Source organism: Franconibacter sp. IITDAS19 (assembly GCF_023079515.1).
Classification (GTDB): Bacteria; Pseudomonadota; Gammaproteobacteria; order Enterobacterales; family Enterobacteriaceae; genus Franconibacter; species Franconibacter pulveris.
Map to the genome: position 1 here is coordinate 472316 of NZ_JALJCP010000002.1, position 17893 is coordinate 490208.

17 protein-coding genes are annotated in these 17893 nt (G+C 54.4%); 10 read left to right on the plus strand and 7 right to left on the minus strand.

Annotation, left to right across the window (positions count from 1 at the left end; genetic code table 11):
- Positions 1-64: 64 nt before the first annotated feature.
- From fabI to pdeR, 4 genes are all read left to right on the plus strand, one after another.
- Positions 65-853: an enoyl-ACP reductase FabI gene (gene fabI / locus MT962_RS08115; RefSeq protein WP_024556135.1), complete on the plus strand. Its 789-nt coding sequence runs from the start codon at positions 65-67 to the stop codon at positions 851-853.
- Between the two features lie 189 nt (positions 854-1042).
- Complete coding sequence (locus MT962_RS08120; RefSeq protein ID WP_247365360.1) at positions 1043-2197, plus strand: CMD domain-containing protein; 1155 nt, start codon at positions 1043-1045, stop codon at positions 2195-2197.
- Between the two features lie 99 nt (positions 2198-2296).
- Positions 2297-4231 (plus strand): exoribonuclease II, encoded by a 1935-nt coding sequence (locus MT962_RS08125; protein ID WP_048887457.1) that lies wholly within the window; start codon positions 2297-2299, stop codon positions 4229-4231.
- Between the two features lie 317 nt (positions 4232-4548).
- Positions 4549-6540, plus strand: a complete 1992-nt coding sequence (gene pdeR, locus MT962_RS08130) for a cyclic di-GMP phosphodiesterase (RefSeq protein ID WP_048887456.1) — start codon at positions 4549-4551, stop codon at positions 6538-6540.
- An 80-nt stretch (positions 6541-6620) separates the two neighbouring features.
- Here pdeR and MT962_RS08135 read toward each other — a convergent pair whose 3' ends face one another.
- Entirely contained in the window at positions 6621-7490 is an 870-nt protein-coding gene (locus tag MT962_RS08135; protein WP_024556131.1) for a crotonase/enoyl-CoA hydratase family protein, read from the minus strand.
- 213 nt (positions 7491-7703) lie between these two features.
- Between MT962_RS08135 and MT962_RS08140 the strand changes: the two genes are divergently transcribed.
- Positions 7704-7886 carry a hypothetical protein gene (locus MT962_RS08140; protein ID WP_024556130.1) on the plus strand — a complete coding sequence of 61 codons (183 nt, stop codon included), beginning with the start codon at positions 7704-7706 and terminating at the stop codon, positions 7884-7886.
- Between the two features lie 27 nt (positions 7887-7913).
- On the opposite strand, the gene fsa is transcribed toward MT962_RS08140, so the two are convergent.
- The gene (gene fsa / locus MT962_RS08145) at positions 7914-8576 is read right to left on the minus strand and encodes a fructose-6-phosphate aldolase (RefSeq protein WP_247365361.1); all 663 of its coding nucleotides are present in this window, start codon (positions 8574-8576) and stop codon (positions 7914-7916) included.
- 134 nt (positions 8577-8710) lie between these two features.
- On the opposite strand from fsa, the gene MT962_RS08150 reads away from it, so the two are divergent.
- The 4 genes from MT962_RS08150 (at position 8711) to osmB (ending at position 13324) form a co-directional block, all read left to right on the plus strand.
- Positions 8711-9610, plus strand: a complete 900-nt coding sequence (locus tag MT962_RS08150) for a glycyl-radical enzyme activating protein (protein WP_024556128.1) — start codon at positions 8711-8713, stop codon at positions 9608-9610.
- Between the two features lie 5 nt (positions 9611-9615).
- Complete coding sequence (locus MT962_RS08155) at positions 9616-12048, plus strand: formate C-acetyltransferase/glycerol dehydratase family glycyl radical enzyme (protein ID WP_024556127.1); 2433 nt, start codon at positions 9616-9618, stop codon at positions 12046-12048.
- A gap of 42 nt (positions 12049-12090) precedes the next feature.
- Positions 12091-12849 carry a DNA-binding transcriptional regulator YciT gene (locus tag MT962_RS08160; protein WP_024556126.1) on the plus strand — a complete coding sequence of 253 codons (759 nt, stop codon included), beginning with the start codon at positions 12091-12093 and terminating at the stop codon, positions 12847-12849.
- Positions 12850-13108: 259 nt separating this feature from the next.
- Complete coding sequence (osmB, locus tag MT962_RS08165; RefSeq protein ID WP_007681389.1) at positions 13109-13324, plus strand: osmotically-inducible lipoprotein OsmB; 216 nt, start codon at positions 13109-13111, stop codon at positions 13322-13324.
- A gap of 124 nt (positions 13325-13448) precedes the next feature.
- Here the strand turns inward: osmB and yciH are convergent, their stop codons facing one another.
- From yciH to pgpB, 5 genes are all read right to left on the minus strand, one after another.
- Positions 13449-13775 carry a stress response translation initiation inhibitor YciH gene (gene yciH / locus MT962_RS08170; protein ID WP_024556125.1) on the minus strand — a complete coding sequence of 109 codons (327 nt, stop codon included), beginning with the start codon at positions 13773-13775 and terminating at the stop codon, positions 13449-13451.
- A complete protein-coding gene (pyrF, locus tag MT962_RS08175; protein WP_247365362.1) occupies positions 13775-14509 on the minus strand; it encodes an orotidine-5'-phosphate decarboxylase in 735 nt (244 codons plus the stop codon). Before pyrF ends, yciH begins: the two co-directional genes overlap by 1 nt.
- 192 nt (positions 14510-14701) lie before the next feature.
- Positions 14702-15871, minus strand: a complete 1170-nt coding sequence (lapB, locus tag MT962_RS08180; RefSeq protein WP_024556123.1) for a lipopolysaccharide assembly protein LapB — start codon at positions 15869-15871, stop codon at positions 14702-14704.
- A 6-nt stretch (positions 15872-15877) separates the two neighbouring features.
- Positions 15878-16183: a LapA family protein gene (locus tag MT962_RS08185; RefSeq protein WP_024556122.1), complete on the minus strand. Its 306-nt coding sequence runs from the start codon at positions 16181-16183 to the stop codon at positions 15878-15880.
- 150 nt (positions 16184-16333) lie between these two features.
- Positions 16334-17101 carry a phosphatidylglycerophosphatase B gene (gene pgpB, locus MT962_RS08190; RefSeq protein ID WP_247365363.1) on the minus strand — a complete coding sequence of 256 codons (768 nt, stop codon included), beginning with the start codon at positions 17099-17101 and terminating at the stop codon, positions 16334-16336.
- Between the two features lie 199 nt (positions 17102-17300).
- On the opposite strand from pgpB, the gene ribA reads away from it, so the two are divergent.
- Entirely contained in the window at positions 17301-17888 is a 588-nt protein-coding gene (gene ribA, locus MT962_RS08195) for a GTP cyclohydrolase II (protein ID WP_024556120.1), read from the plus strand.
- The last annotated feature ends 5 nt before the right edge of the window (positions 17889-17893 follow it).

The window sequence follows — 17893 nt, forward strand, 5'->3', positions numbered from 1 at the left end:
GGCTTAACTGAGTTAACCTGCTGATTGTTAAGCCAAAAAAGCAATGACTATAAGGATTAAAGCTATGGGTTTTCTTACCGGTAAGCGCATTCTGGTGACTGGCGTTGCCAGCAAACTGTCCATCGCGTACGGTATCGCACAGGCTATGCGTCGCGAAGGGGCTGAACTGGCGTTCACCTACCAGAACGATAAGCTGAAAGGCCGCGTGGAAGAGTTTGCCGCTCAACTGGACTCCAGCATTGTGCTGCCGTGTGACGTTGCGGAAGATGAGAGCATTACCGCGCTGTTCACCGAGCTTGCCAAAGTCTGGCCGAAATTTGACGGTTTCGTACACTCCATCGGCTTCGCTCCGGCGGATCAGCTGGATGGCGACTACGTTAACGCCGTAACCCGTGAAGGCTTCAAAATTGCCCACGACATCAGCGCCTACAGCTTTGTTGCGATGGCGAAAGCCTGCCGCGAGATGCTGAACCCGGGCTCTGCCCTGCTGACCCTCTCCTACCTGGGCGCAGAGCGCGCTATCCCGAACTATAACGTGATGGGGCTTGCGAAAGCGTCTCTGGAAGCGAACGTTCGCTACATGGCGAATGCAATGGGTCCGGAAGGCGTGCGCGTTAACGCCATCTCCGCGGGCCCGATCCGCACCCTGGCGGCTTCCGGTATTAAAGACTTCCGTAAAATGCTGGCGCATTGCGAAGCGGTTACGCCGATTCGTCGTACCGTCACCATTGAAGACGTGGGCAACAGCGCGGCGTTCCTCTGCTCCGATCTTTCCGGCGGCATCACCGGTGAAGTGGTTCACGTTGACGGCGGCTTTAGCATCGCCGCGATGAACGAGCTGGAACTGAAATAATCCGCTGCTGATTCGCACAAAGGGCAGGTTTTTAACCTGCCCTTTTCATTTATGCCTTTCTGATATTTATTATCACCGAACATTCTTTTATCGCCGCCAGCGGTTACGCCAGGATAAGTCAGCGTGATCTGTCCCGGCGTGCTGCATTTCAGGGTGCTCCGGGTCGCCAATTTTGACCAAGGAACGACCATGGAACCACGCCGTTTTTCCGGCAAAAGCCACTGGTATCATGAAACCCAATCCAGCCGCTGTCCGGCTGACGTGCTCCCGCTGGTGCCCGAAGCCGCCTGGGTGGATGACCGTCTGCTGCTTGATTTATCGCTTGCCCACTCCCCTGCGCTTGCGCAGCTGGAATGGATTAACGAAGCGAGAAAACTGATTCCGCTGCTCTTCCCTGAAAGCGTGGCGGTGACAAGGCTGCATACCCTGAGCAGTTACGACCGTCTGAGCACCGCGCTGACCGTCGCGCAGGTATGGGGCGTACAGCGGCTCTGTAACCATTACGCCGCCCTGCTTGCTCCGCAGCCGGGTCCCGACTCCTCGCGTGAAAGCAACCGCCGCCTGACCCAAATCACCCAGTTCGCCCGCCAGCTCGCCATTTCGCCTACGGTGATTGATGACGCGGCGCGCGCGCAGCTTGATGAGGTGGGTCTTTCGTGGTTTGACCGGGTGACGTTTACCCAGATAATCGGCTTTATCGGTTTTCAGGCGCGAGTGGTCGCTATCTTCCAGGCCTTACAGGGACAACCGGTGCGCTGGGTGCCGGGGCTGGATATGCTGCAGGATGCGGCGCCTGAGCATTTCGGTCTGTCAGATTCTCACTGGCGCGCCGATTTACCGCCTGTCGCTATCAGCCATGCCAGCGAAAGCCAGCTTAAAGCGCTGGCCGCCTGTCAGCCGTATCTGGCCTTACGCGAGCTTTCGCACACGCTGGTTTATGATGCGGAAGTTCTGAATTTATTGCGCCAGCTTTGCGAACGCCTGAGCGACGGTCTTGATGATAAGGATCGCTCGCTGGTAACGTTGTTGACCGCGCGCATCAACGGCAGCGCCGCCTGTTTTAACGACACGCTTCAACGCTGGCGCGGCGAGCCCAATCTGCCGGAAGCGATACGCAACGGCGAGCGCGCGTTGCTGGCATGGAGCCACAATCATCCGCGCGAGCGCGCCATTATCCAGGCGGTGCAGCAGCTCACCCGAGCGCCCGATCGCTTTAGCGCCGCGCAGTTAACCCCCCTGCTCGATCAAGGTTACAGCGCCGACGCCGCGCTGCGCCTGCTCGCCTGGGCCGGACTGTGCGGCTGGATCAACCGCCTCAGGATGGGGCTTGGCAGCGACCGCTGAGGGCTGAGACATTCATCGTTCAGGCCAAAGAGCGCTTGCCGCGAAGGGCGCAATCGCGTAAAACTGTCAGCCGCTCTTTTGGCCACGAAAATTCATACTATGTTTCAGGATAACCCGCTGCTTGCGCAGCTTAAACAGCAACTTCACTCCCAGACGCCTCGCGCCGAAGGGGTGGTAAAAGCCACGGATAAAGGCTTCGGCTTCCTTGAAGTCGACGCGCAGAAAAGCTACTTCATTCCGCCGCCGCAGATGAAGAAAGTGATGCATGGCGACCGTATCATCGCCGTGATTCACACGGAAAAAGAAAAGGAATCCGCTGAGCCGGAAGAGCTTGTCGAACCCTTTCTCACTCGTTTTGTTGGCCGGGTGCAGAAAAAAGACGACCGTCTTTCTATCATTCCGGATCATCCGCTACTGAAAGACGCTATCCCCTGTCGCGCCGCCCGCGGCGTGGAGCACGACTTCCAGCAGGGCGACTGGGCTGTCGCCCAGATGCGCCGTCATCCCCTGAAAGGGGACCGCAGCTTCTACGCTGAGCTGACGCATTTCATCACCTTCAGCGACGATCATTTCGCTCCATGGTGGGTGACGCTCGCTCGTCATAACCTTGAGCGCGAAGCGCCGGATGGCGTGGCGACAGAAATGCTCGACGAAGGCCTGGTGCGTGAAGACCTGACGGCGCTCGACTTTGTCACAATCGACAGCGCCAGCACCGAAGATATGGATGATGCCTTGTTTGCAGAAGAAACGGCGGACGGCAGCATTCAGTTAACCGTGGCTATCGCCGATCCGACCGCCTGGATTGCCGAAGGCAGCAAGCTTGATAATGCCGCGCGCATTCGCGCTTTTACCAACTATCTGCCGGGCTTCAATATCCCAATGCTGCCGCGTGAGCTTTCTGACGACCTCTGTTCGCTGCGCGCGAATGAACGTCGCCCGGTGCTCGCCTGCCGCATGACCATCGATGCGGATGGCGCTATCGGCGACGACATTCGCTTTTTCGCCGCGACTATCGAATCGAAAGCCAAGCTGGTGTATGACAATGTCTCCAACTGGCTGGAAAACAGCGGCGACTGGCAGCCGGAAAGCGACGCCATCGCTCAGCAGATCCGCCTGTTGCAGACTGTTTGCGCGCGCCGCGGCGAATGGCGTCATAACCATGCGCTGGTCTTTAAAGATCGTCCCGACTACCGCTTTATTCTCGGTGAGAAAGGCGAAGTGCTGGATATCGTGGCCGAACCCCGCCGTATCGCCAACCGCATGGTAGAAGAGGCGATGATCGCCGCTAACGTCTGCGCCGCTCGCGTACTGCGCGACTCGCTGGGCTTTGGCGTTTACAACGTGCACTCAGGCTTTGATCCCGCGAATACTGAACAGCTTGCGGCGCTGCTGAAGAGCCACGGCATGCATGTGGATGCGCAGGAAGTGCTGACGCTGGACGGCTTCTGCAAACTGCGTCGCGAACTGGACGCGCAACCGTCAGGTTTTCTCGACAGCCGTATTCGCCGCTTCCAGTCGTTCGCTGAAATCAGCACCGAACCGGGACCGCACTTTGGGCTGGGGCTGGAAGCTTACGCCACCTGGACTTCGCCTATCCGCAAATATGGTGACATGCTGAACCATCGCCTGCTGAAAGCCATCATTAAAAATGAAACGGCGCAGCGTCCGCAGGATGAAGTGACCGTACAGATGGCTGAACGTCGCCGCCTGAACCGCATGGCGGAGCGCGATGTCGGCGACTGGCTCTATGCTCGCTTCCTTAATGATAAAGCGGGTACAGATACCCGTTACGCAGCTGAGATTATCGATGTCAGCCGCGGCGGCATGCGCGTGCGTCTTGTTGATAATGGCGCCGTAGCGTTTATTCCGGCGCCGTTCCTCCATGCCGTGCGTGACGAGCTGGTTTGCAGCCAGGAAAACGGCACCGTGCAAATCAAAGGCGAAACCGTTTATAAAGTGACGGATGTTATCGACGTAACGATCGCCGAAGTGCGTATGGAAACCCGCAGCGTTATCGCTCGTCCTGCCGTATAATTCCCTCCCTTTTTCCCCGGCTGCGCCGGGGAAACTTTCTTCAGCCCTTCTTCTTAGTTCCGCTTCGTGAGCATTAACACTTTTTCTCTTTCTGACCACGCAAAAAAAGCAAAAAACGCCCACAATAAGAGGTATTCTTCACGTCAGGTTAAGGCATGTTGATTGTGAGTGGTAAAATAAGCTGCTGCGAATATTACGTTTTTTTGACTATCTTTTTATGAAAACAAGGTTGTTTTGCGTCTCCTGAAGGCGCTCGCTGTCCAGAGCCTGCCTGTGGGAAATAACATGTGCGCTTATTGGTTGGGTCGGGAGAAAGAATGAAAGACGAACAGGAGCAAAACCTGCTTTATCGTTATTTAGGGACAACCAGCCCGTACTGGCGTTTACCCGCCGACAGCAACGCTTTGCAATTGGCCGCAAGCGAAAACTCCGATATTAGTCAGGTGGTAACCCTCACGCCAGAACAGGCGGAACACATCCGGTCGATGACAGTTATTACCTCCAGCGTCACGATGTCAGTTTCAATTTTCGGCTGCGAAGTGCCGCTGCATCTGGTGGGACGCAAAGTGTCGAAACGCGAATGGGCGGGTACCGCGTCGAGCTGGCATGACACCTCCTCCGTCGCCCGCGATCTGGTGCAGGGCCTCTCATTTGCTGAGCAGGTCGTTTCTGAGGCCAATTCCGTCATTGTTATTCTCGACCGTCTTGGCAATATTCAGCGCTTCAACCGGCTTTCGGAAGAATATACCGGGATGAAAGAGCAGGAAGTTATTGGCCAGAATGTATTTAAACTCTTTATGAGCCCGACGGAAGCTGCAGCGTCCAGGCGTAATATTTCCGGCTTTTTCCGTAATGGTAACTCTTATGAGGTAGAGCGCTGGATTAAAACGCGCAAAGGCCAGCGGCTTTTTTTATTCCGAAATAAATTTGTGCACAGCGGCAGCGGTAAAAATGAAATATTCCTGATTTGCTCCGGCACAGATATTACCGAAGAGCGTCGCGCACAAGAACGCTTACGGGTATTGGCTAACACCGACACTATCACCGGGCTGCCAAATCGTAACGCCATTCATGACATGATAACCGAAGCCATCGCCCAGCGGGGCGAAACGCAGGTGGGTGTAGTGTATCTCGACCTGGATAACTTCAAGAAAGTGAACGACGCCTATGGCCATATGTTTGGCGACCAGCTGTTGCAGGCGGTGTCGTTGGCCATTCTGAGCTGTCTTGAAGATGGGCAACTGCTGGCGCGCCTTGGCGGCGACGAATTTATCGTGCTTGCGACCAATACGTCGCAAGGCGCGCTGGAAGCCATGGCGTCACGTATTCTTACCCGCCTGAAAAAACCGTTCCGCATCGGTCTGATTGAGATTTATTCTGGCTGCTCCCTCGGGATTTCGCTGGCGCCGCAACACGGCACTGACCGGGAAAGCGTTATTCGTAACGCCGACACCGCGATGTATACCGCAAAAGAAGGCGGGCGCGGCAAATTCTGCGTCTTCTCTCCGGAGATGAACCAGCGTGTGTTTGAATATTTATGGCTTGATACCAACCTGCGTAAAGCGCTGGATAACGATCAACTGGTGATTCACTACCAGCCCAAAGTGACCTGGCGCGGCGAAATACGCAGTCTTGAAGCGCTGGTGCGCTGGCAGTCACCAGAGCGCGGACTTATCCCGCCGCTCGATTTTATCTCTTATGCCGAAGAATCCGGGCTGATTGTGCCGCTCGGACGCTGGGTAATGCTGGACGTGGTGCGCCAGGTGGCGAAATGGCGCGATAAAGGAATTAATTTACGGGTAGCCGTGAACGTATCTGCTCGCCAGCTGGCGGATCAAACCATATTCAGCGACCTGAAACAGGCCCTGCACGATCTTGGCTTTGAATACTGCCCGATAGACGTCGAGTTAACTGAGAGCTGTTTAATTGAGAATGAAGAACTGGCGCTGTCGGTGATTGAACAGTTCAGCCAGTTAGGTGCGCAGATCCACCTTGATGATTTCGGCACCGGTTACTCTTCTCTTTCTCAGTTAGCGCGCTTTCCGATAGACGCCATCAAGCTTGACCAGAGCTTTGTGCGCGATATTCATAAGCAATCTATTTCACAATCGCTGGTGCGAGCCATCGTGGCGGTAGCACAGGCGCTGAATTTGCAAGTTATTGCCGAAGGGGTGGAAAGCATTAAAGAGGATGCCTTTCTTACCAAAAACGGCGTTACGGAACGTCAGGGTTTTTACTTTGCGAAGCCCATGCCTGCGAGCGCTTTTGAACGATGGTATAAGCGCTATCAAACGCGAAAAATGGGATAATGGCGGCCATAAAAGACGTCGCAAACAACGACGTCTTTGCCAGTTAACACTCTACAGCAACCCGGGACGGGTTATGAGGGTTAGCCAACTTTACGCAACACCGACGCGGTGTGGCGGTTTTGCAGTTGCACCAGACGCTCCATATAAGCGATATCTTTAGGCTCCAGGCAAAATGCCGCGTCTACCCAATCCTCAGTAATATCCATCAACTCGGAACGCGGCAGTTGCAGCACCCGCTGACGCGCGCGCAGCATGGCTCTGACACCGTTTAAGCGAGGCTGTAGCGTATCGATGAAGGTACGCGTGGCGACATAACCCTGGCCTGGTTCAAATAATTCATCGACCAGCCCATGCTGTTCATACCACTCCGCCGTATGGGATTCACCTTTATAGATCAGCGCTTCGGCAAGCTTCATCCCTGCGCGACGCGCCACCAGCGAATATCCCCCCATACCGGGAAACAGGTTAAAAGCAATTTCCGGAAATCCAAGCCGCGCATCCCGCTGAGCCAGAACGAAATGGTGCGCCAGCGCGGCTTCAAATCCGCCGCCCAGGGCGCTGCCCTCCACCATCGCCAGGGAAATGGCCCCTGTATCGAAACCGCGCGATGCAGCATGCACGCAGTCCACACAGGCGCGGGCATAAGCCCGCAGCGCCTCGCGGCGACCGTTCTGGATGCAATCGACGAAGAAACCTAAATCGCCGCCCGTGTTGTACATGCCGGGGACCAGTGAGCCGGTCACCCAGAAGTCCACCCGGAATCCGGCTTGTTGCACCAGATAAGCAAGATTCATGATCTCTTCTATCAGCGCATGATTAAAGCAGGGGCGCGGTTGCGAGCGCAGCATCATCCAGACGGTGCGGCGCTCTTCTTCATAATAACCAGACAACTGGGTGAAACGAGCAGTATCGGTAAAGAGTTTGCAAGTTGGTTGGTTTAATACTGTCATAGTCTTTCCTCATGTGAGTGAATGCGTTAGACGCATAATCAGACTACTGCACAGCCTCTATTCTCTGTATTCAGCGAAGCGGTTTTATAAGGCTCCTTTATGATTTAATAAAAAGGAATTAGTACTATCTCACCAGAAACCCAGATGAAATCTTCTCTTTTCCGATGCTTTTTAGCATCATACGACTACAGCAAAATTGAAAAGGAAAGTGCTATGAATTCCCTTGATCCCCGCCTTCTGGCGCAGCGTATCGATACCGTTCTGGATATTCTGGTCGCGGGCGATTACAGCTCGGCAATAAATAATCTGGAAATTTTAAAAGCGGAATTGCTGGCGCAGAGTGAAAACGCTGATAGCAATGACGAGGGACGGGAAAAATCACCCTGGGAAATTTAACTGCTCCTCCCGAGAGGAGCAGTTCGATTACAGCGTAAGAGAGCCGAAAGCGCCCTGCCAGTCTTTATCAAACGTGGCGATGGCGGCGTTGACGGCTGGCGTGCCGAGCAATTGTTCAGCGACATCCAGCGGCAGCGTAATGGCTTCGCAGCCAGCGAGCAGGCAAGAGAGCGCCTGGTGCGGCGTGCGAAAGCTTGCCGCCAGCACTTTTGAGTGCGGCGCGTGCAAAGTCAGCAACTGCTGGAGATCCTGCACCATCGCGATGCCGTCTCCTCCCTGAGCATCTAAACGATTAACGTAAGGTGCGACATATTCCGCCCCTGCCAGCGCCGCCAGCAGCCCCTGCGCCGCGCCATAGACTGCGGTGCCGAGCGTTGGAATGCCCAGTATTTTTAGTTGCTTCATCGCCGCCAGCCCTTCAGCTGTGGTAGGCACTTTGACCACCAGACCAGGCACCCTTGCAGACAACTGTTGCGCTTCTTTCACCATCTCTTCAGCCTGGGGTGCAATCACCTGAGCGAAAAGTTTGCCTTCTCCCCCCAGCGCTTCCTGCAACGCGGGCAGCACATCCCACAGCGGTACGCCGCCTTTAGCCACGATAGAAGGGTTGGTGGTTACGCCCTGAAGCGGCAGTATGCGCGCCAGGCGTTTAACGGCGGCAACATCAGCCGTATCCAGATAAAGCTCCATGATTTCTCCTGAAACGTAGTCGATCACATAGCCGTCATCATAATTCTGCCACCGTATGTTTACCTGATCTGCGTCAATTAAACTTTCATTCGAAAGTAATTTAATTTACGAAAGAAACCCATGGCGAGGCATTTATGCTTTTCAATCTGCAACGATATTCCACTCACGACGGTCCAGGCATTCGTACCGTGGTCTTCCTTAAAGGCTGCTCGCTGGGCTGCCGCTGGTGTCAGAATCCGGAAAGCCGCAGCCGTGAAAGTGATCTGCTTTTTGATGAACGGCTTTGCCTTGCTGGCTGTGAACTTTGCCAGTCAACCTGTCCACATGCCATTAGCCGGGAGAACGATAGCCTGGTTATCGCGCGCGGTAAGCTGCGTAACGAAGACATGCAGCGGCTGGTTGATTGCTGTCCTACACAAGCATTAACGGTTTGTGGTGAAGAACAAACTGTAGAAGCCATTATGGAAAGGGTGCTGCGCGACAAACCGTTCTATGAACGCAGCGGTGGCGGCATCACGCTTTCTGGCGGTGAGCCATTTATGCAACCGGCGCTGGCGCGCGACTTACTCAAGCGCAGCCGTGAAGCGGGCATTCATACGGCAGTCGAGTCGTGCCTGCATGTGCCATGGAAATACATCGAGCCCTGCCTGCCCTCGCTCGACCTTCTGCTGGCTGACCTGAAACATGTCGACGGCGAGCGTTTCCACGCCTGGACCGACGGCAACGCGCAGCGAGTGATGGATAATTTTCGTCGCTTAGCGGCAGCAAATGTAAAGATGACGGTCCGAGTACCGCTCATTCCCGGTTTTAATGCTGATGAAGCTTCCATCCGGGCAATCACCAACTTCGCCGCCGATGAAATCGGCGTGCGTGAGATTCATTTTCTTCCCTACCACACCCTGGGCATCAACAAATACAGACTGCTCAATCAACCTTATCTGGCCGCGCAAACCCCGCTTGACGCACCGGACCTGCTGGCTTTTGCCGAGCAGTACGCCCGACAAAAAGGGATGACGGCCTGGCTTCGAGGATAACTACCATGACCGAACTCAACCTCAACTTTTTAAGTAATCGTATCAAGGCCCATAAAGAGGCGTTGATCCACATCGTCAAGCCGCCGGTCTGCACCGAGCGCGCCCGTCACTATACTGAGGTTTATCAGCAACATCAGGATAAACCCTTACCGGTGCGTCGCGCGCTGGCGCTGGCTCACCACCTGGCAGAGCGCACTATCTGGATCAAACACGACGAGCTGATCGTGGGCAATCAGGCAAGTCAGGTACGCGCCGCTCCTTTCTTTCCTGAATACACCGTAAACTGGATAGAGAACGAAATTGATGAACTTGGCGATCGTCCGGGTGCAGGCTTTTCCGTAAGCCAGGAAGATAAAGCGGTAATGCATGAAGTGTGCCCCTGGTGGCGCGGCCAGACGGTGCAGGATCGCTGCTACGGCATGTTCACCGATGAGCAAAAAGCGCTGCTGGCGACCGGCATTATCAAAGCTGAAGGCAACATGACCTCCGGCGACGCGCACCTTGCGGTCAACTACCCGCTGCTGCTTGAAAAAGGCCTCGATGGCCTGCGCGAAAAAGTAGCGGAACGCCGCAGCCGCCTGGCGCTGACTGACTGGGACGATTTACATAAAGAGCAATTCCTGAAAGCCATTGATATTACTTTCGCAGCGCTTAGCGAACATATTCTGCGTTATGCGGCTCTTGCCCGTGATATGGCGCACGCTGAAACGCGCCAGGCGCGCCGCGACGAGTTATTGGCTATGGCGAAAAACTGCGAGCATATCGCTCACCAACCGCCGGTCACTTTCTGGCAGGCCTTACAGCTCAGCTATTTTGTCCAGCTTGTTCTGCAAATTGAATCTAACGGCCACTCCGTTTCCTTCGGCCGCCTCGATCAGTATCTGTATCCGTGGTATCGCCGCGATGTTGAGCTGGAGCAGACGCTAACGCGCGAACAGGCTATCGAACTGCTGCAAAGCTGCTGGCTGAAGCTGCTGGAAGTAAACAAAATCCGCTCCGGCTCTCACTCCAAAGCCTCCGCGGGTAGCCCGCTTTACCAGAACGTCACGATTGGCGGCCAGAAGCTGGTTAATGGCGAAGCGGCGGATGCGGTAAACCCGCTCTCTTATGCCGTGCTCGAATCGTGCGGACGCCTGCGTTCCACTCAACCAAACCTCAGCGTGCGCTACCATGCCGGCATGAGCAATGATTTCCTGGACGCTTGCGTACAGGTTATTCGCTGCGGTTTCGGCATGCCCGCTTTCAATAACGATGAAATCGTTATCAGCGAATTCATTAAACTTGGCGTGAGCCGCGAAGATGCTTACGACTATGCCGCAATTGGCTGTATCGAAACGGCCGTTGGCGGCAAATGGGGCTATCGTTGTACCGGCATGAGCTTTATTAACTTTGCACGTGTCATGCTCGCCGCGCTTGAGGGTGGCCGTGACGCTACCAGCGGCAAAGTTTTCCTGCCGCAGGCGCAGGCGCTTTCCGCTGGCAACTTCCGCACGTTTGATGAGGTGATGACGGCGTGGGATAACCAAATCCGTTACTACACGAAGAAGTCTATTGAGATTGAATGCGTTGTCGACACCGTGCTGGAAGAAAACGCCCACGACATCCTCTGCTCGGCCCTGGTGGACGACTGCATTGAACGCGGCAAGAGCATTAAGCAGGGCGGCGCTAAATATGACTGGGTATCCGGCCTGCAGGTAGGCATCGCTAACCTCGGCAATGGACTGGCGGCAGTTCGTAAGCTGGTATTCGACCAGGGCGTTATCGGCCAGCAGCAGCTTGCCGACGCGCTGGCGAACGATTTCGACGGGCTTACCGGCGAGCAGTTGCGCCAACGACTGATTAACAGCGCCCCGAAATATGGCAATGATGAAGACGATGTCGATCTGTTGCTCTCCCGCGCTTATCAGACCTATATCGATGAGCTGAAACAATACCATAATACCCGTTATGGCCGCGGACCGACCGGGGGCACCTATTATGCCGGCACGTCATCCATTTCCGCCAACGTGCCATTTGGCGCGGCGACAATGGCGACGCCTGACGGGCGCAAAGCGAAAACGCCGCTGGCAGAAGGCGCAAGCCCCTCCTCCGGCACCGATCGCCTGGGACCCACGGCAGTGATTAGCTCGGTTGGAAAACTGCCAACCGATAAAATTCTTGGCGGCGTACTGTTGAATCAGAAACTTAACCCGTCCACACTGGATAATCTGCGTGACCGGGAAAAATTGATGATGATGCTGCGCACCTTCTTTGAGGTTCATAAAGGCTGGCATGTACAGTACAACATCGTGTCTCGCGAGACGCTGCTGGACGCTAAAGCCCACCCTGATAAGTATCGTGATCTGGTCGTACGTGTGGCAGGCTACTCCGCGTTCTTTACGGCCTTATCCCCTGACGCTCAGGATGATATTATCGCGCGTACAGAACATACGCTCTAACCGACATGCGGTGGCTTCGGCCACCGCTTATAACTGGCAGATATGAATTCCAGACAACAACTTATTTTACAGATGGTAATTGACCAGGGCCGCGTCAGCGTGGCCGAGCTCGCCAAAATGACTGGCGTGTCTGAGGTAACGATCCGTCAGGATCTTAACCTCCTCGAAAAACAAAGCTACCTTCGTCGTACCCATGGCTACGCGGTTCCGCTGGACAGCGATGACGTGGAAACGCGCATGATGAATAACTATCCCATCAAACGTCAGTTGGCAGAATTCGCGGCAAATCTGGTGAATGACGGCGAAACGGTGTTCATTGAAAATGGCAGCAGCAACGCTCTGTTGGCCCGCACGCTGGCCGAGCAGAAAAACATCACTCTGATTACTGTCAGCAGTTATATTGCCCACCTGTTAAAAGAGACCCCCTGCGAAGTCATTTTACTGGGCGGCATCTATCAGAAAAAAAGCGAAAGCATGGTAGGACCGCTGACCAGGCAGTACATCCAGCAGGTGCATTTCAGTAAAGCGTTTATTGGCATTGATGGATGGCAACCGGACACCGGCTTTACCGGCCGGGATATGATGCGCGCCGATGTCGTTAACGCCGTGCTGGAGAAAGGCAGCGAGGCTATTATTCTCACTGACAGCTCTAAATTTGGCGCGGTTCATCCTTATACGCTTGGTCCCGCTGCGCAATTCAGCCGCGTTATTACGGACGACAAATTAAACCCAGCCGCCCATCAAACGTTAAAGCAGAGCGGGCTGGCTGTCGATATTGTTCCTCATTACCCTTCCCTGTAATTTTTTTAAGCTGCGCTGAACCCGGCGCAGCCACCTCTGAGAGTTTTCTCATCCCTGAATTAAGACTTTTTACCTGTTTGATCACGTTAAAGAAATTAAAATTATGTTTAGCGATATAACAGGAAGTAACTGTCACCAGCGTGATTTTATTTAACCCATATCGCCACACCGTTTCACGTAGAAGCTTTAAGCGGCGGGATTGCCACTATACTTAAAGAGCAACTTCTTTCTGTGAATCAATTATTCAGGAGAAAGTATTATGTCGTTAAATTACAAAAAAGTGGCCGCAGCGCTGCTGGCAGTCACTCTGGCAACCTCTCTTAGTGCTTGTTCAAACTGGTCCAAACGCGACCGTAACACCGCGATCGGTGCTGGCGCAGGCGCAATTGGCGGCTCCGTGCTGACTGACGGCAGTGCGCTGGGTACGCTGGGCGGCGCCGCCGTTGGTGGCATCATCGGTCATCAGGTAGATTAATCCAGCTTCAGTTCAGCCGAATTTAAAAATGCCATAACTATAACAGTGCAAATAATTCTGTCTGGCTGAAGCGAATTGACCAAAACTGACAAAAAGGCCACGGTATTTGCCGTGGCCTTTCTATTTACCCGCCAGCCAGTTTTACTTTCATTCCTCTGGCTTCGAGTAAGCTTTTTATTAAATCGCGCTTGTCACCCTGAATTTCGATAACGCCCTCTTTAACTGCTCCTCCGCAACCGCATTTGGCTTTCAGTTCCGCGGCTATTTTTTTAAGCGTGGCGTCATCAGCATCAATACCGGTAATCAGACAGACCCCTTTTCCTTTCCTGCCACTGGTCTGGCGTTGAATTCGCACAATACCGTCGCCTTTTGGGCGTTCTGGCGCAGCGTCAGGCTCATGTATACGCCCGGTTTCAGTGGAGTAGACCAGCCGGCTATTGTTGTCGCCCATTATGCCTCCTGTTTAAGCGATGCAAGAATATCACGCAGCATTTGCGCCGGATCGGCGGCACGCGTAATAGGTCGTCCAATAACCATATAGTCTACGCCAGCAAGCTGAGCCTGCTGCGGCGTCATAATACGACGCTGGTCGCCTGCTTCGGCCCCTTCCGGACGAATGCCTGGAGTGACCAGCTTAAAAGCGGCGCCCAGTTCATTTTTAAAACGGACGGCTTCCTGGGCCGAGCAGACTACGCCGTCAAGGCCGCATTCCTGGGTAAGACGCGCCAGACGCTCCGCATGATCAGCCGGGCTCAGGGTAATGCCGACATCAGTCAAATCGCTGGCTTCCATGCTTGTTAACACCGTAACGGCAATCAGCAACGGCGCGTCGGCGCCGAAAGGCGCCAGGGCTTCTTTTGCCGCGCGCATCATTCGCGCCCCGCCGCTGGCATGCACATTGACCATCCACACGCCGAGTTCCGCTGCGGCCGCAACAGCGCGCGCGGTGGTGTTAGGGATGTCGTGAAATTTCAGGTCGAGAAAAACATCGAATCCGCGCTCGTGTAGATCGCTTATCAATTGAGGACCGCACAGCGTGAACATCTCTTTGCCTATCTTCAGACGGCAATCACGCGGGTCGATGCGGTCGACAAAGGCAAGCGCGCTGTCGCGATTGTCATAGTCGAGCGCGACAACAATCGGCGAATCAGTAACAGAACGGGAGGAGGATGCAGTTAACTTCATGACCAGACCTTCTGACAGAGGGCACCGATGCGGCGCGGATGGATAAACGGCAAGCATTCTACCCGCACAACCATGAAATTTACAGGCGCGATCGCGCAGGCCCGGCTGGAAAGCGACAGGAGACTGAGTTTGCAGACCAGGATGTATCATTCATCAGAAGTATGTTGTAACTAATGGGAGAAAAAAAGAGTTTTATTGGCCATCCAGTCCGCGAATCGGCTTAATGGTTGACCACGCGCGGCAGGAAGGACAATGCCAGTAAAGCGTAAAAGCGGTAAAACCGCATTTATGGCAGCGATAGCGCGGTTTTGTACGTACTTGCTCGCCTACCATGTCGCGCAAAACCATCAGGCTCTCTTTGGCGCGCCCTTCTTCAGCCTCCTGCAGATGGTAATCCATCAGACGATGAAAAACGCGCATAGTCGGGTGGCGCTGAAGCTGGCGCGTAATGTAGACCTGAGCGGTATCCTGCCCTTCCTGCTGCTCCACCACTTCCGCCAGCATCAGTTCAGCCGTGGCGCCGGTGTTTTCTTCTACGCAGCGTTTAAGAAAATCCGCCCATTCCTGAGGCTTATTGAGTTGCTGATAGCAAACCTGCAACATTTCCAGCGTTTCGCTAACCAGCTCATGATCCTGCTCGATGACTTTTTGCAGACTCTCTACTGCGCTGGCATAGTCGCCGCGCGCCATAAAGATACGGCCCATCATAATGGAGATGCGCGCGCTGTTGCGATCGGCGGCGGCGCCCTTTTTCAGCAGAGACATTGCGCGTTCCATGTCGTCGCTGCCCATCGCCTGCAGGGCCAGTTCACAATAAAAATGGGCGATTTCCATACGCTGTTTATCTTTGCCGAGCTTAACCAGTCGCTCAGCCACCTCGATGGCTTTCTGCCAGTCGCTGGTAGCCTGATAAATCTGCAGCAGTTGTTGCAGCGCGCCAACGCGAAAATCGGTTTCATCCACCAGTTGCTTGAACATCTCTTCCGCGCGGTCATACAGGCCTGCCGCCATATAATCGCGGCCAAGCTGTTGCACGGCAAGGAGCCGCTGCTCGTAAGTCAGCGACGCGCTTTCCATTAATGACTGATGAATGCGAATGGCGCGATCGACTTCGCCGCGAGAGCGGAAAAGATTGCCGAGCGTAAGGTGCGCCTCGACGGTGCCGGTATCCTCTTTCAGCATGTCGAGAAAGAGTTCAACGGCTTTATCCTGCTGGTTGGAAAGTAGGAAGTTGACGCCTGCGACATAGTCCCGAGAAAGCCGGTTGGTTTCCTGATCTTTTGCCTGTTGCGCACTTCTGCGCCCCATGTACCAGCCATAGGCGGCCGCGACGGGCAAAAGCAGAAACAACAACTCCAGCATAGCGAATTAATCCTTAACGGCCGGCGTAGTAGCGCTGCCAGGCGCGGGCACAGGCGCGACCTGCTGTTCCAGGCGTTTGATTTTACGCTCGGCGCGAGCCAGCTGCAGCCTTGCGCGCAGCCAGAACAGGCCGCAAATCAGCCAGCCGATAATAAAACCTGCGGCAAACAAAAAGGCGAGAAGCGTAGAAATACGAAACTCTCCCTGCGCCAGTAAGTAGTTAAACGTAACCTGCTGATCGTTTTGCGCACCCAGCGTGACCGAAACAACAAAAATCGCCAGTACCAGTAAAAAAATGAGTAAATATTTCACATGACTTCCCGTATGCGGCTTCGTGCGTATAAAAAACAGTCCAGGCTTCAGCGTAACGCGTTATAAGTTACCATTTTCGCACCCTTCGCGAAATCTCAAAGCGACAGGACATCCCAATTAAATAAGGCTAAAAAATCAAATATCAACCGTTCAGCTATCGTCATGTTCGCGCTTGTCGATTTCTACTTTTTCCTCAACAGGCGGGGTTAACGGCCCGCACAATCGCTGCGCAAGCCATGTCGCGAGCGTTACCAGCAGCCAGGAGATGAGCGTGGCGACCGCTAAATCCCGCGGCCAGTGCATCCCCAGCAGCATTCTGCTGCCCATTACGCCCGTCGCCCAGACAAGCAGCAACGCAATAGTCCAGGTTCTGCGACGCGGCCACAGCAGGCCGACACCCAGCAGTGCCCAGCTCGCGGCGAACATAGTATGACCAGAAGGAAAAGCGAAACCGGTCTCTTTTTGCCAGTGCTGGCGCAGCCAGCCCGGTATTTTTGTTTCATGCTGCAATTGCGCTTTCACTAATGCGCTTCGTTCCTTGCGTTTTAAAGTGTAGAACTCGTCAACCGGGATAGCGTGGGTTTTTTCAAGCCAGATGACAAACGGGCGCGGTTCCTGAACCTGTTCTTTAATCAATGACTTGCTCCCTTGCCCCAGCATAATTGCCATGCCCAGGATCGCAAACAGCGTAAGCGCTGCCTTGAGCCGGAAACGCAGGCACCAGAGAAACCAGGCGCAGAGTAAAACATGGGTGATTATCCCCCAGGGCTGCGTCACTGTTTCCGTCATCCAGAACAAGAATTTAAGCCATAAAGAGCTGTCGCCTGGCTGCCATTGCCACCCGGAAACCCAGGTCGACAGCGGCATGATGAGCAGCAGAAGCGCGCCAAGGGCGGTACGTCGAGCAATGGCCAGCATAGTCACTCCTTTTGTGCAAAGTCCTTCAAGAATAACTGAAAAATCACGCAATCTTGCAAATGTACCCTTTAGTGCGCTTAAAAACAGCCGTGGATAGTGTGATTAGGCGAACGCTCCTGCCTTGTGGCAAAATAGCAAGATAACAGAAAGCCAGCGTTCTGGCGGGCGTCGCGAGGCGTCATGTAATCTGGAGAATCACATGCAGCTTAAACGTGTGGCAGAAGCCAAACTGCCAACCCCATGGGGGGATTTCCTGATGGTGGGTTTTGAAGAACTGGCGACCGGGCAGGACCATGTGGCCCTGGTATTTGGGGATATTACAGGCAAAGAGCCGGTTCTGGCTCGCGTTCATTCAGAATGTTTAACCGGCGACGCGTTATTCAGCCTGCGCTGCGACTGCGGTTTTCAGCTTGAAGCAGCGCTTTCGCACATTGCTGAAGAAGGCCGCGGCATCCTGCTGTATCACCGCCAGGAAGGACGGAACATTGGCCTACTGAATAAAATTCGCGCATACGCACTGCAGGACCAGGGTTACGATACCGTAGAAGCCAACCATCAACTTGGTTTTGCCGCCGATGAGCGGGATTTCACCCTTTGCGCAGACATGTTTAAACTGCTCGGCGTTGATGAAGTACGTTTACTGACCAACAACCCGCGTAAGGTTGAAATCCTTACTGAGGCGGGCATCAATATTGTCGAGCGCGTGCCGCTTATCGTCGGGCGCAACCCCAACAATGAGCATTATCTCGATACCAAGGCGGCCAAAATGGGCCATCTGCTCCCCTGAAAAAA